The sequence below is a fragment of the Olsenella sp. oral taxon 809 str. F0356 genome (genome assembly GCF_000233535.1).
Lineage (GTDB): Bacteria > Actinomycetota > Coriobacteriia > Coriobacteriales > Atopobiaceae > Olsenella_I > Olsenella_I phocaeensis.
In genome coordinates this window covers 1,350,877-1,365,552 of record NZ_JH376563.1, presented here as the reverse complement: position 1 = coordinate 1,365,552, position 14,676 = coordinate 1,350,877, and the positions used below count along the sequence as shown (strand labels likewise).

General features: G+C 67.0%; 10 protein-coding genes. All 10 read right to left on the bottom strand.

Translation table 11 applies throughout. The features are described 5' to 3' along the window. Nucleotides 1–63: 63 nt before the first annotated feature. Nucleotides 64–1,722 carry an LTA synthase family protein gene (locus HMPREF1008_RS06185; RefSeq protein WP_009278998.1) on the bottom strand — a complete coding sequence of 553 codons (1,659 nt, stop codon included), beginning with the start codon at nucleotides 1,720–1,722 and terminating at the stop codon, nucleotides 64–66. Next, entirely contained in the window at nucleotides 1,712–2,605 is an 894-nt protein-coding gene (gene rfbA / locus HMPREF1008_RS06180; RefSeq protein ID WP_009278997.1) for a glucose-1-phosphate thymidylyltransferase RfbA, read from the bottom strand. Before rfbA ends, HMPREF1008_RS06185 begins: the two co-directional genes overlap by 11 nt. Before the next feature lie 38 nt (nucleotides 2,606–2,643). Continuing rightward, a complete protein-coding gene (locus HMPREF1008_RS06175; RefSeq protein WP_009278996.1) occupies nucleotides 2,644–5,073 on the bottom strand; it encodes a glycosyltransferase in 2,430 nt (809 codons plus the stop codon). Between the two features lie 191 nt (nucleotides 5,074–5,264). Then, on the bottom strand, nucleotides 5,265–5,657 hold the full coding sequence (locus HMPREF1008_RS06170; protein ID WP_009278995.1) for a hypothetical protein: 393 nt from the start codon (nucleotides 5,655–5,657) through the stop codon (nucleotides 5,265–5,267). A gap of 119 nt (nucleotides 5,658–5,776) precedes the next feature. Continuing rightward, the gene (gene ruvB / locus HMPREF1008_RS06165; RefSeq protein WP_009278994.1) at nucleotides 5,777–6,844 is read right to left on the bottom strand and encodes a Holliday junction branch migration DNA helicase RuvB; all 1,068 of its coding nucleotides are present in this window, start codon (nucleotides 6,842–6,844) and stop codon (nucleotides 5,777–5,779) included. Beyond that, nucleotides 6,844–7,476, bottom strand: a complete 633-nt coding sequence (ruvA, locus tag HMPREF1008_RS06160; RefSeq protein WP_009278993.1) for a Holliday junction branch migration protein RuvA — start codon at nucleotides 7,474–7,476, stop codon at nucleotides 6,844–6,846. Before ruvA ends, ruvB begins: the two co-directional genes overlap by 1 nt. Further along, complete coding sequence (ruvC, locus tag HMPREF1008_RS06155) at nucleotides 7,473–8,123, bottom strand: crossover junction endodeoxyribonuclease RuvC (protein ID WP_009278992.1); 651 nt, start codon at nucleotides 8,121–8,123, stop codon at nucleotides 7,473–7,475. The genes ruvA and ruvC overlap by 4 nt, the downstream gene beginning before the upstream one ends. Nucleotides 8,124–8,188: 65 nt before the next feature. Beyond that, nucleotides 8,189–10,084 (bottom strand): hypothetical protein, encoded by a 1,896-nt coding sequence (locus HMPREF1008_RS06150; protein ID WP_009278991.1) that lies wholly within the window; start codon nucleotides 10,082–10,084, stop codon nucleotides 8,189–8,191. Between the two features lie 112 nt (nucleotides 10,085–10,196). Beyond that, the gene (locus HMPREF1008_RS06145; protein WP_009278990.1) at nucleotides 10,197–10,574 is read right to left on the bottom strand and encodes a desulfoferrodoxin family protein; all 378 of its coding nucleotides are present in this window, start codon (nucleotides 10,572–10,574) and stop codon (nucleotides 10,197–10,199) included. Nucleotides 10,575–10,714: 140 nt separating this feature from the next. Next, on the bottom strand, nucleotides 10,715–14,617 hold the full coding sequence (dnaE, locus tag HMPREF1008_RS06140; protein WP_009278989.1) for a DNA polymerase III subunit alpha: 3,903 nt from the start codon (nucleotides 14,615–14,617) through the stop codon (nucleotides 10,715–10,717). Nucleotides 14,618–14,676 lie beyond the last annotated feature (59 nt).

Genomic DNA, 14,676 nt, shown 5'->3' with positions numbered 1-14,676 from the left:
TGCACCTACTTTAGCCCCTCTCGTCACGTCCCTGCCACGCGCACGGCCCCGCCCATACAGTCATCAGACGTCGGTCCCCGGCCCATCCTTCGGCAGCTTCGCGGCGAGGTAGCCCGAGAGCCCCTCTTCGAACTGCTTCGCTCGATCCTCGTCCAGCTCCGAGACGACCCCTCCCCTCGTGCTCAGGGTGGCGTCCACGTCATAGAAGGTCGTGTCGTAGAGGTTCCCATCCCGCTCGAACAGGCTCGTCCCGAGGAAGAAGTTGGGAGCGGAAAGCCCAAGGTAGTCCATCAACGTGGGCGCGAAGTCGAGCGAGTTCCTGCCGCCGGCGTCTATGGCCCTCCTCGCCACCCCCTTGTGATAGATGAAGAAGGGGATGTCAGAGATGGCCTCCGCCCGGTACGACGACTCGGGGAAGGCGGTGACGAACCCCCGCTCGGCGAACGATGCGTGGTCTGCGGTGAACACCACGATCGTGTCGTCTGCCATCCCGCTGGCGAGGAAGCGCTCCATGAAGCGCCCGAAGTGGTGGTCCGCGTCATGGAACTTGTTGAGCACGGCGTCGCCGCCGTCGCCGAAGCGCCTGTCGACCGAGTCGAGGGACGCATGGGTGCCAAAGGTGTATATGGCCGCGAAGAAGGGCTCGTCCCCGCCCTCGAGCTCCTCGGCAAGGTCAAAGAGGCGCTCGTACGCCTCGCCGTCCGACATGCTTGCCGCCATGCCCGAATACGTCCCAGGCTCGCCGACCACCTCGTCGAAGCCCAGAGTGCCGAGGTAGTCAGTGAACTGCTCGTTATTGGGCTCCGTGTTGATGAAGCGCGTGACGTAGCCCAGGCCCGAGAGCGCCTGAGGAAGCGACACCAGCGCGTTCGCGTCGTAGTTGTCGTACTGGTATCCCGAGAAGAGCTGGCCGGAGAGGCCGCGATAGGTCGCGAAGCTGTGGTTGTAGTAGTTCTCGAACGAGACGGACTGGCCCTGGAAGCTCCGGACGTTGGACATCACGTCACGCTCGTCGTCGATGACCTCCTGAGAGAGACCCTCAGTGAAGATGAGGATGACGTTGGGCCTCTTGGGGAGGTCGTCTTCCCTGCTCACATGGCTGTCCAGCCCGGGGCGAAAGTACCTTGACGAGGTGTCGGACATCCTCGAGAGGCGCTCGGCGTACGCCGCCCTCTCCCTTGCCTGCGAGACGAGGCTCGCGCAGCCGAGCAGCGGCGAGCCACCTGGCCCCATGGCCGTGACGGCAGCGGCCTCTGCGAGCAGGAGGGCGAGGAGGGAGAGTCCCAGGGGCCTGTGTGGGACGCGCGGGGCGACGGGAAGCAGGCAGATGGCGATCGCCGCGGCGGCAGCCGCAAGGTATGGCCCCGCGTTGCCCGCGAGGTCCTCGATCGAGTCGACGTTGGCGAGCATGACCATCGTCACGTACGAGCCAGCGAAGTGCAGCACCGCGAGCTGGACGACGACGAGCAGGACCATGGCGTCGTTGAGCAGCTGGGCGACCATCCGGAGGCGCCCCCGTCCCATGAGCGCGAGCGTGAGCGCAAATATGACGAGGACCTCCAGCATGCCGACCAGCCCCTGAGCCATGTGCCCGTCCACGAGGGCCAGGAGGCAGAGGGACGCGCAGCACGCGAGCTTGAGGAGCGTCGAGACAAGGAGGAGCCTCCCCTTTTCGGGGGAGGCTCCGTGTCCGCCCTCGCGCGCGAGGTGCCTACTCTCCACCCGGGACGATCCTTCCCTCCGCCACGTCACGCAGGTGGCGGCCGTAGTCGCTCTTCCCGTAGCGCTCGGCGCACTCGAGCAGGCGCTCGCGGCTCACCCAGCCATTCTCGAAGGCGATCTCCTCGGGGACGGAGACGGGCAGGTCCTGGGCGGTCTCGACCGTACGCACGAACTGCGAGGCCTCGAAGAGCGAACCCATGGTTCCGGTGTCGAGCCAGGCGAAGCCACGACCCAGGGTGATGACGTCGAGCGACCCGTCCTCGAGGTACATGCGGTTGAGGTCCGTGATCTCGTATTCGCCGCGAGCGGATGGCTTCACCTGGGCGGCCAGGTCGCTGACGCGCTCGTCGTAGAAGTAGAGGCCCGTGACGGCGTAGTTGCTCTTGGGCTCGGAGGGCTTCTCCTCGATGGAGACGGCGTTGTAACCCTCGTCGAACTCGACGACGCCGAAGCGCTCGGGATCGTCCACGCGATAGCCGAACACGGTGGCGCGCCCCTCGGCCGCCGAGCGGGCCGCCTTGCGGAGGCGCTGGGTGAGGCCGTTGCCGTAGAAGATGTTGTCTCCCAGGACCAAGGCGCAGGAACCCCCGTCCACGAACTCCCGCCCGATGACGAAGGCCTGGGCGAGCCCGTTGGGCACCTCCTGCTCCGCATACGAGAGCGAGATGCCGAAGTCGGAGCCGTCCCCCAGGAGGTTCTTGAAGTTCGGCAGGTCGCGCGGGGTCGAGATGACGAGGATGTCCCTGATTCCCGCAAGCATCAGCGTGGACAGCGGGTAGTAGATCATGGGCTTGTCGTACACGGGCAAAAGTTGCTTGGACGTGACCGTCGTGAGCGGGTACAGGCGCGTCCCGCTCCCTCCCGCAAGGATGATGCCCTTCATGACGGCTCCTCTCGAAACTTTGGCCAGTTGTTTGGAGACTATATTAGAAAGTTTAGCTTTCGGTACTTTCCGTCCTTGGCGATGTAGGGACTCAGCATGGGATCGCCCTCGACGAAGTAGCTCGGCCACCGCCTGAGGAGGTTCGCCCTCTCCGCGCAGTGCCGAACCGCCTTCTCGCCGCCCAGGTCCGACCCCCTGGAGACCGACTCGTAGTGCGTCAGGACGGACTCCGCACAATAGACGACATGGTAGCCAAGCTCCCCGAGCCGCAGGCAGTAGTCGACGTCGTTGTACGCGACCGTGAAGTCGGTCTCGTCGAAGCCGCCCAGCCTGTCGAACAGCTCCCGCCTGGTGAGGAGGCACGCCCCCGTCACCGCGGTGACGTCCTGGGTGAAGTTCAGCAGGTTGAAGTAGTTTGGCGACATGTCCGGCATGAGCTGTCCGAGGTGGTCCGGGAAGGTGAGGTGGAACGAGACCCCGGCATGCTGGATTGTGCCGTCAGGGTACAGGAGCTTGGCCCCGACGGCGCCGACGTCGTCACGGAGGCACCTCCCGACCATCTGCGTCAGCCATCCAGGGGAGACGACCTCGGTGTCGTTGTTCAGCAGGAGGATGAGGTCCCCCTTTGACCTCCTCGCGCCGAAGTTGACCAGCTTGGAGAAGTTGAACTCGTCGCCCTGCAGGGGGTAGGTGACCACGGAGACGCGCTCGTGCTCGCGCGCCAGAGAGTCATACAGAGCAAACGTCTCGGGCTCGCGAGAGCCGTTCTCCACGATGACGACCTCGAAGTTCTTGTAGGACGAGCGGTAGAGGGAGTCGACGCAACGTCCCAGCATTCCGGACTCGTCGCGGCTGGGGATGACGATCGAGACCAGCGGCTCCTCCTCGAGCTCGAAGTCGAGCTGGAAGATGTTGTCGAACTTGGGCCGGATGACGGCCTTGGCGGGAATGTGGCAGCGGTCGAGATGCCCTTGGACGGACAGCTGGCCGGCATTGGAGGTGAAGCTCTTCGCGTCGGGGGAACCGGCGGTGGAGCCGGGGTGGATCCTCCAGTGATAGAGCACCTTCCGCACATGGTGGACGTGCCGCGCGAGCTCGCTTATGCGGAAGGTCATGTTGTGGTCCTGGGCGCCGTCGAACTCCCTGCCCGGCAGCTCGAGCTCGTCCAGGACGGACTTCCTCACCGCCAGGAGGTGGGTGACGTAGTTGCAGGAGCAGAGGAGGTCGGGGTTCCAGTCCGGCTTGAAGAAGGGACTGACGAGGGTCCCCTCCTGCAACTTGTCCTCGTCACAGTACAGCAGGTCGGTGTCCGGGCGCTGGTTCACCGCCTCGGCGTACGAGAAGAGCAGGTCCGGCTCGATGACGTCGTCATGGTCCAGGAAGCAGACGAAGTCCCCGCTGGCAGCGAGGATCCCCTGGTTCGTGTTGAGCGTGATTCCCAGATTCTCGTCGAGGGTCAGCTCCCTGACGCGCCGGTCCGCATTGACGTAGCGGGCTATGCGGTCGGCGAGCTCCCGGTTGTCCGGACTGGCATTGACGAGCAGGAGCTCGAAGTCCTCATAGGACTGGCCGAGCACCGAGCCCACCATGTCGTCCAAGAAGGGGATCGGCGTGTTGAAGACGGGGACGACGATCGAGAAGCGCGGCTGGATGGCCAGCCTCGTGCGCCTCTGGATCTCGAGGAGGCTCCGGGATGCCTTGTGAGAGCGGAACCACTCGGGGTATGCCTCGTCGAAGTCTGCGCTCAGGGTGTCGAAATGCCACCTGTCACGCCAGGCCTGGAGCTCGAAGTCCTGGATTGTGACGAAGGAGTCCTCCCCATCCCGCGGCCTGACCCAGACCACGAACGACCATAGGTCGCGGGCGATGCGTACGGAGTAGGTGACGTGACGCCTCGAGTAGTAGCCCCTCTCTTCGATGCGGTCGCTCAGGACGATGGGCTCGGCGATGCCATCTTGGACCTCCCTGCCGTTGGAGTCGAGCAGGACGAGCCCCGGGACCTCCCCCCAGTCATGGCGGGGCGGGGCGAGGCTGACGACGCTGATGTGCACGATGTCGTTGTTGTCCCAGGCGTTGAAGCAGACCCTGTCGATGGTGATCTCTGACTTGTTCAGCCGATTCTTGCTGTCGATGTTCCTGATCGACTCCGCCTCCTCGTTCTTGAGGGCGGTGTTGATCCTCGACTTGTTCTTCGCCCAGCCGGGGCTGACGTTATGCGAATCGAGGAGGCTGCGACCACCGTCGGCGGAGACGGAGAACAGCTCGACGCATTGGGGCAGGTCGAGCACCGGAACGACGATGACGAACTCTTCCTCTCCCAGCCTGTAGATGGAGGAGGGGACGACGTTTCCCTCGCTCGTGGTCGAGCGGACCTCGAGAGACCCGAGGGCCGAGCCCTTCCCCTCCACGGTCAGCCTCTGGAAGATCTTCCCCTGGCCCCTGGTCACCTGGCGGTATCTCAGTCTCACTGACGTTCCCTTCCGTCACTCTCCCCTTGCCTTAAGGCGAGGCGCCTGGCAGATTGAGAGGGTTTGGCCACAGCGTTTTATTCCATCATATTATGGCCGCTCGTCTCCCTTGCGCCGGGCGACGCGACGGCATGCGGGCGAGAGGAACAAGCCATGGAGGCATGGGCTAGTAGACCACATCGCCCAGTCGGTCACGAAAGCTCCGCATCGAGGCTCGCGAACTCCTCGGGGACGGCGCCGGGCTCGCAGCCAAAGCTCTCCTCGACGGCGCGCGCCTGGGCGAGGCGCAGCTCGGCGAGCGCGGCCCTGCCCATGTCCGCATAGGCTCCCGAGAGCCTCCTCAGGGTGTAGGCGACGTAGCCGGCGAGCGAGTCCGCCACGCCGGAGAGCAGCATCATGGTCACCAGCGAGTCTGGCGAGAGCTGCAGGGCGACCTCGGGGTCGAGGTCGAGGAGTCCCGCGATGGCGTCTTCCGCCTGCCCCGCGGACTCCACGTCCCCGTCCATGACGGCGCCCCTCAGGGCCGCCGTCGCGACGTCGACGAACTGGCTGATTATCTCGAGCAGGTAGTCGTGCTGGAGCATGTCGGTCTCCCAACGTCGGGCTGCGGTCAACAGAGGACAGTCTATTACCTAGGCAGCCCGACTTGCAGACGAGACGTGGCGGGCATCGGCCCACCGAACGCGAGGGTGGGACGCAGGTGTCAGCGGGGACCTGCGGGCGGGACGACGCCGAGGTGCTCGAAGGCGAGCTCCGTCGCCTGCCTCCCCTGGGGCGTCCTAATGATGAGGCCACGTTGGAGCAGGTAGGGCTCGTAGACGTCCTCGAGGGTGGAGGGGTCCTCCCCCACGGCGGATGCGATGGTGGTCAGGCCCACGGGGCGACCCCTGAACGTGCGCGTGAGCGCGTCGAGGATCTTGATGTCCATCCAGTCGAGGCCCATCTCGTCTATCTCGAAGAAGGTGAGCGCCTCGGCGGCGACGTCCCAGCTTATGCTCCCCTCGGCCTTAACCTGCGCGTAGTCGCGCACGCGCTTGAGGAGGCGGTTCGCCAGGCGTGGGGTGCCGCGCGAGCGAGAGGCTATCTCGGCCGCGCCCTGCGCGTCTATCCGCACGCCCAGGATCTGCGCCGAGCGGACGACTATGCCCGCAAGCTCCTCGATGCTGTAGTAGTCGAGGCGGTAGCTGATGCCAAAGCGGTCGCGCAGGGGGCCGGTGAGGAGGCCCGTGCGCGTCGTCGCCCCGACCAGGGTGAAGTGCGGAACGTCCAGGCGGATGGAACGGGCTGCGGGGCCCTTCCCGATCACGATGTCAAGGAAGAAGTCCTCCATGGCGGGATAGAGGACCTCCTCGACCTGGTGGTTCAGGCGGTGGATCTCATCCACGAAGAGGACGTCGCCCTCCTCGAGGTTGGTGAGGATGGCGGCGAGGTCGCCGGTGCGCGCGATAGCGGGACCGGAAGTGGTCTTGATCTTGGCGCCCATCTCATGGGCCACCACGTTTGCGAGCGTGGTCTTGCCAAGGCCCGGGGGGCCCGAGAAGAGCACGTGGTCGAGGGTCTCGTGACGGTCCTTCGCCGCCGCGATGAGCACACGCAGGTTCTGGCGCACGCGCTCCTGGCCGCAGTACTCGTCGAGCGTCACGGGGCGCAGGCTGCGCTCGACGTCCAGGTCGTCCTCGGTGAGCTCGCCGCTCACCGACCGGGGGCCGCCCGCCCTTCGCTCGAGGTCCGCCACGTCGTCGAAGAGGTCGTCTCGCCCGTTCTCCCACATCAGGCAGCACCCCCCAGCCTCTTGAGGGCGTAGGCGACGGCCTTCTCGATCGTGGTGACGCCAGCCTCGCCAAGCCCCTGGAGGGCGAGCTCCGCCTCCTGGGGGGTAAAGCCCATGGCCAGCAGGGCAGAGCCGGCCTCGTCCCTGACGGACTCGCTCGTCTGGGGCAGCGGGACGTCGGAGGCAGGCGCTTCGGACATGCCCACGAGCCCTCTGAGCTCCGCATCCTTCGCGAATACGTCCTGCAGCTCCATGAGCAGGCGCTGTGCCTTCTTCTTGCCCACGCCGGGCACCTGCGCCATGCGCGTGGCGTCCTGGGTGGCGACGATGGTGGCGAGCGATGCGGCGGAATAGGTGGAGAGGACCGCCAGCGCGAGCTTGGGGCCGACGCCGGACACGGCGACGAGGCGGTCGAACACCGAGCGCTCCTCCCTCGTGGCGAAGCCGTAGAGCTCGAGGGCGCTCTCCTTCACCAGGAGGCGCGTGAGGAGCGTCACCCCCGCCTCGCCCACGGCGGGCAGAGACGCCGCCGTCGTGGCGGAGACGCCAAGCTCGTAGCCCACCCCGCCCACGTCCAGCACGACGCGCGTGGGAAGGGCCTCCAAGAGGCTGCCCGTAAGCTGAGAGATCACTGGGAGTTCCTCCTACTCTGACGGGAGCGGCCCATCCCCGACGCACCCCGAGCGCCCGCCACGTGGGCGGCCGTCGCGGCGGCGGTGACCTGGCGCGCCTCCTCGCGGTCGGCCTCGGCCTGCGCCTCGAGCTGCTCCAGCACCTGGACGCTCGCCCCGTCCTGCACGATGTGGCGCGTACGGGTCAGGTTGGCGTGGCAGACCGCCGCAGCGAGGGCGTCCGCGCAGTGGTCGGGCCTGGGGTCGTGGTCGAGCGCGAGGAGGGTGCGGACCATGTAGATGACCTGGTACTTGTCTGCCGAGCCGGTGCCCACCACGGCCTGCTTGATCTGCATGGGGGTGTACTCCCCCACCTCGAGCCCCGCCCGGGCGCAGGCGACAATCGCCGCCCCGCGTGCGTGGGCCGTGGCGATGGCGGAGCGGCTGTTCTCTCCGAAGAAGATCTTCTCTATGGCGAGCTGGGACGGCTGGTAGGCCTGTATGGCGTCGGATATCTCCGCATAGATCCTGCCCAGGCGACGGTCGAGCTGTTCCGATGCGGGGGTGCTTATGCAGCCGTACGCGCGGGCGCGGCACACCGGGCCCCGCGTCTCGACGATGCCCCAGCCGGTGTTCGCGAGCCCGGGGTCGATGCCCATTATCACCATCCGCACTCCAATCTAGAACGTGCGTTCTATGATAGCAGAGCGGGCGCGGCCTCCCGGCCCAGAGCTCAGTTGTCCGAGAAGGGGCCGGACCACTCGCGTCTCCCGTCGGCACGTCCCCCGCCCTGGCGCCCGCCGGAGAAGGGCGTCGCGTCGTCGACGATCCCGAAGCCGGCGTCCACGCCAAAGTCCCTCAGATACGAGATCGCCTCGTCGAAGGCGCGGGGGGCCTCCTGCGCGTGCGCCTCGTCGTCCCCCTCGGCCGCCGGCCCAGCCGGCTCGCCGTCGGCCGCGCGTGGTGACGCGGCGGCCGTCCGCCCGCCCCTCGGGTCGTCCCGCGGGGAGAAGAGCCTTTGCGCCAGCTCCAGGGGCGACTCGACGGGACCCGCCGCGTCGTGCCAGGCAAACGGAAGCGGGGCCGCGGCGTCCTCCACGGGGCAGGTGCTGGCGCCCAGGCAGGGGGCGAGGACGGCTCGTGACGCGGCGGTGGACTCGTATGCGGCGAGGACGGCGCGTGCGAACGAATCGTCCACCCCCGCCGCCTCGGCCAGCTCGAAGGGGCGCCGCATCCACTCGATGCGCTCGCAGAGCACCGCGTCGACGCGCGCCACCCAGTCCTCGCGCGCACGGGAGCCCCGGGGAGGCTCGACGCCCTCGACGCGGGGCAGCTCCCCCTCCGTGAGGGCAAGCTCGCCGAAGACGGGACTGATGGCGTTCCTCAGCCGCGCGAGCGCGACGACGTCAGAGAGGTAGACGTCTCCCAGGGGGTGCAGGAGGACACCGGGCTGGGACGTGCCCCCGCCCAGCGAGAGGCCCGTCTTGTCAAGGAAGCCCACGGGCAACAGCCCCCCTTCCTGGGCATATGCGGCAAGCTGCGCGAAGGGCAGCAGGCGAGGGAGGGCTCCTTCCCGGCCGCGGCCGGCCATGCCGGGCAGCTCGACGAGGTCGACCCCGAGCTCACGGGCGAGCCTCCTGCACGAGCGCTCGCGCGCCTCTCCCCCAAGGGAGGGCAGGAGGGCGTGGACGTTCTGGGGGCCGAGCGCGTCGCTCGAGAGGGTGGCGAGCAGCCTCGAGCCCAGGCTGCCGTCCAGGACGAGGGCGACCCCCGGAAGCCCCAGCTTGCGCACGTAGTCACGGAGTCCGAGGCAGAGGGCCTGCCACATGAAGAGGGTCTCGTCGAAGAGCTCGGGCTCGACCGGGCTCCGCAGGACCACCTCGTCCCCCCGCGCGGGCAGCTCCGCCACGAGGAGCTGCTCCTCGAAGGAGGGGGCGAGGGCGGCGAGCTCGCCCTCGGGGGTCATGACGAAGCTCCCGCCCGTGTAGACCTGCTCGCCGTAGCCCCCGAGCCCACCCACGGCGACGACCCAGGCGCCCGTGGCGGCGGCGTCGGCGGCGAAGCGCCCTCCCAGGACGTTTGCGCCAAGGGGGGAGCTGGGGTCGTCGGCCGCAAAGGGATAGGGCGAGAGGAACACCACCGCGTCCAGGTCGCGGTCATGGTCGTCGTAGTCGTCCAGGTCCTCGTAGCTCAGGGCGAGCCCCAGACGGAGGCCGGAGAGCTCGAGCGCCGGAGGCGCCGCCGACGTCGACGCCTCCTCCGACGCGCCACCTGGCACCCCAAGCGAGGCGTCGCCCGACCAGGCGGGCACCCCGAGCGGCACCACGCGGCCCCGCTCGAGGAGGAAGGCCTCGGCCTGGGAGACGTCGCCGAGGCTCATGACGGCGGGCACCACGCAGGGACAGGCGACCTCGCGGGAGAGGTCGGAGAGCGCCAGCAGAAGGCTTGAGGCGAAGGGCTCCTGGTCGGCGGGGGCGGTCGTGCCCTCCGGACCCGAGAGCAGGGGCAGGGGGAAGAGCAGGAGGTCGACGCCCCTTGCCGCGGCACGCTCGGAAAGGGCAGCCACCCTGCCCGGAGTGCCCAGCAGGTCGCCCGGCCTGCTTCCCATCTGGGCGATTCCCATCCTCATCCGACCTACCTCCGATCACGTTCCCGGCCGCCTGGGGCCGGGCGGCGAAAAGGAGGCGCGGCGACCCCGATGCGAGGCCGCCGCGCCGACGTTGCAGCTGCCAGAGCCTGGCCTACGCCTCGGCCTTCCAGAGGCCGTGGAGGTTGCAGTACTCGTAGGCGGTGAGGGCGCCGGCGGGCTTCGCGAAGGTCGCCTGGGGCTTCATGCCGGGCTTCAGGTACTTGACGGTGACGCCGTCCTCGGTGGCCAGCGCGATGAACTGGATGTAGTGCTCCTCGAGCATGGGGTGCTCGACGGAGCCGACGGTGACGACAACCTGGTCGCCCTCGACGCTGACCTGGGGGACGTGCTTCTCGGTGGCGGCGTCGGTGGAGCCGGCGACGAGCTCCTCCATGGGGGAGCCGCAGCAGCTGAGGGTGCCACCGCCCCTCCTGATGAGGGCGACGATGTTCCCACAGGTGTTGCAGCGATAGAACTTGGCCTCAGGCATGGCTCATCCTCTCTTCTCTGCCCACGCTCGTCGAGCAGGTGGCCCCTACCACCTCGGGCATCGCTTCCATTATGCCCCCGCGCGCACGCAGCTATGCGCAAGAAATGTCAGTAATCTCATAACATTATTGGCATGACCCCCTAGGCGACGCGCACTCCCCCGCCCGAGCCCACCAGGTCCTCGACCTCGGCCATGAGCACCATGTTGCGCGCGTCGACGCGGGCGGGAAGCTCCATGCGCATCAGGTCACCTCCCACCGCCTCGACCAGGAGCTCCACCCTATCCATCCCGGAATAGCGGGCGAGGATGGCCTGGAGCTGCTCCATGCGCGCCATCGAGAGCATCCGCGAGCTCATGCTGACCTCGATCACCTTGGGCCGGTTGGTCTTCTCGCTGAGCTCCATCGACACGATGGAGCTCGCGATGATCTGGTTGCCGCGGTCCCCACGCTCGAGCTTGCCCGTGACCTTGATGAAGACGTCGCCCATACGCTCGCCGGTCTCGGGGTCCACGTCCCCCTCCAGCGCCGCGGCGCACTCCTTGTAGGTCTTGGGGAAGACGACGAGGGATATCTCGCCCTCCATGTCCTCGAGCGTGACGATGGCCATCTGGTCGCCGTTCTTGGTGACCTTCTTGGCTACGCCGCCCGTGGGCACCATCCCCGCGAGCCGGATGGGCTTGCCCTCGGGGACTCGGAAGCGGGTGGAGCTGCCGCCCGTGAAGGGGTCGACCACCTCCTCCGACTCCTCTATCTCGGCGATGGTGTAGTCGCGCGCCTTCGAGAGCGCGTACTCGAAGGGCCTGAGCGGGTGGTCCGAGACGTAGATGCCCAGCACCTCGTGCTCCTGGGCGAGCTTGGTGTGGCGGTCCCACTCGTCACCGTTCGCGGGGGGCACCTCGTCCTCGAAGCCCGAGCCCTCGACGTCGGCGAACATGTCGAAGAGGGAGCTCTGTCCGCAGGCGCGGTCCTTCTGGCGCTTGGCGGCGGCGTCGATGATGTTGCTGGGGTCGTTCTTGTCCACGAAGCTCATCATCTGCTTGCGGGGATAGCCGGTCGAGTCGAAGGCGCCGCTCTTTATGAGCGCCTCGACCACGCGACGGTTGGCCTGGCTCGAGTCGACGCGGTCCACGAAGTCGTGGAGGCTCTTGAAGGGTCCCCCCTGGCTGCGCTCGGCCATGATCGCGTCGCCCACGCCCTCGCCCACGCCGCGGATGCCCGCGAACCCGAAGCGGATGCCCTCGGGCGTCGCCGTGAAGTCCTTGCCCGACTCGTTGATGTCGGGCGGCAGGACCTGGATGCCCTCGTGCCTGCAGGAGCTGACGTAGTGGACGATCTTCTCCGTCTTGCCCATGTAGCTGGTGAGGACCGACGCCATGTACTCGCGGGGGAAGTACGCCTTGAGCCAGGCGGTCTGCATGACCAGGATGGCATAGCCCGCCGAGTGCGACTTGTTGAAGGCGTAGGAGGCGAACTCGAGGACGTCGTCCCAGATGCGCTGGGCGGTCTCCCTCTCGTAGCCATTCTCCACGGCGCCGTTCATCCAGTGGTCGTAGGTCGTCTCGTCTTTGCCGTTGTCCCAGTGGAACACGGTGCTGGTGAGGAGCTTGATCTTCTTCTTCGCCACGGGCTTGCGGATGCGCGAGTCGGACTCGCCGGCGGAGAAGTTGGACATCTTCACCGAAATCTGCATGACCTGTTCCTGGTAGACGATGGTGCCATAGGTCTCGTCCAGGATGTCGGAGAGACGGTCGTCGTAGAAGACGACGGGCTCCTTGCCGTTCATGCGGTTGATGTAGCTCGTGACCATGCCAGCGCCGAGGGGGCCGGGACGGTAGAGGGCGATGAGTGCGACGATCTGCTTGTACTCCTTGGGCTGCATGTTCTTGATCGTCGCCGTCATGCCCGCGGACTCGACCTGGAAGACCCCGGCCGTGTGCCCCGAGCCCAGGAGCTCGTAGATCTTGGGGTCGGAGAAGTCGATCTTGTCCACGTCGATGTCCACGTGGGTCGCCCCGTCCCTCAGGCAGGCGCGGACGGCGTCGGGGATGTCCTCCTCGCTGGCGAGGCCGGGATGGCTGCGCCTGATGTTGGCCAGGGCCTTGTTGATGACGGTGAGGGTCCTCAGGCCGAGGAAGTCCATCTTGAGGAGGCCCATGTCCGCGACCGAGTGTCCCTCGTACTGCGTGATGGTGACGTTGCCCTTGGTGTCGAGCTTCGTGGGCACGTGGTCGGTGACGGGAGTCGGCGCGATGAGCGTCGCGCAGGCGTGCACGCCCTCGCCGCGGGTCATGCCCTCGATTGAGAGGGCTGCGTCGATGATGCGGTGGGCGTCCGCGTCCTTCTGGTAGGCCTCCTCGAAGTCCGGCGAGTACTGGTCGGGATGCTTCTCGGTCTTGTGGAGGGCGCAGGGCAGCGACAGCTTTGGGTCGTTGGAGAGCATCTTGGAGAGGCGCTGGCCCACGTAGACGGGAAACCCCAGCACACGCGCCGCGTCGTTGATGGCCTGCTTCGCCTTGATCGTGGAGTAGGTGATGACCTTGCAGACGCGGTCCTCGCCGTACACCTCGCGCACGTGGGCGAGGACGTCCTGGAGGTGCTCGTCGTCGAAGTCCATGTCGATGTCGGGCATCTCGGAGCGCTGGGGAGAGAGGAAGCGCTCGAACATGAGGCCGTTCTCGAGCGGGTCGAAGGAGGTGATGTTCATGGCGTAGGCGACGATGGCCCCGGCGGCGGAGCCGCGGCCCGGGCCCACGCCGATGCCGTTGTCCTTGGCCCACTGCACGTAGTCCTGGACGATGAGGAAGTAGTTGGCGAAGCCCTTGTCGCAGATGATCTTGTACTCGTACTCGAAGCGCTCACGCACGTTGATGCCGCCGATGACCACGTTCTCCCAGTCGTCGCCGTAGCGCTTAGCGAGGCCGCGCTCGCACTCCTCCCTGAAGCGCGCCTCGGCCGTCTCGCCCTCGCGAAGTCCGGGGTACTGGGGCAGGTACATGTTGGCCCAGTCGATCTCGAAGTCGCACTTGGCGGCGACCTCGAGGGTGTTGTCGCAGGCCTCGGGGATCCATGAGAAGAGCTCGCGCATCTCCTCCTCGCTCTTCATGTAGAACTCCGTGCCGTCCATGCGCATGCGGCCGACGTCGTCGAGCGTGGTGGCCTTGCCGATGCACGAGAGGATGTCCTGGGTGGGGGCGTCCTCGCGAGAGAGGTAGTGGAAGTCGTTGGTGGCGATGACCTTGACGTCCAGCTCGCGCGCCATCTTCACCAGGTACTCGTCGAGCCTGCGGTCGTCCCAGCCGTTGCGGAAGCTCAGGCCGTGGTCCTGGATCTCCATGTAGAAGTCGTCGCCGAAGATGTCCTTGAAGGTGCGCGCCCACTCGCGCGCGCCGTCGAAGTCGCCGTCCAGCACGCACTGCTGGATGATCCCCTGGACGCAGGCGCTCTGGCAGATGAGGCCCTCGTGGAACTCCCTCAGCATGGCCAGGGTGGTGCGCGGCTTGTAGTACATCATCTCGTGCCCCGCGGCCTTCGACATGCAGCGGATGAGGTTGACGTAGCCGGTCTCGTTCTTGGCCAGGAGTATGAGGTGGTAACGACGCTGCTTGGTGCCGCGCTCGATGCAGTCGTCCGTGATGAAGTACGCCTCGCAGCCGAAGATCGGCTTGACCTTCAGCTCGGGGCGGTTCGCCCTCACCGCCGCGATGTCATGGCCCGACTCCTCCCAGACCCTGCAGTCGGACTCCCACTGCGCATGGGGCAGGTCGCAGGCGGCGGCACCGAGCTCGTCCGCCTCGGGCTCCTCGAGCTCCCAACCCTTCTGGAAGCACTCGATGTCGTGCTTCCACTGCCTCATGCCCAGGGCGCCGTCGTTGTACTTGCGGCACTCGAGGTCGAGGTTGGGGATCCCGAAGAGGTAGCCGTGGTCCGTGAGGGCGACGGCGGGCATCCCGAAGTCGACGGCGCGCTTCACCATGTCTGGTATGCGGGTGGCGCCGTCGAGGATGGAGAAGTCGGAGTGATTGTGCAGGTGGACGAACGCCATGGTTGCTGCTCTCCAGACTGCCTCGTGACCAAGGGCGAACGGTGACGGACGCGCGAGGG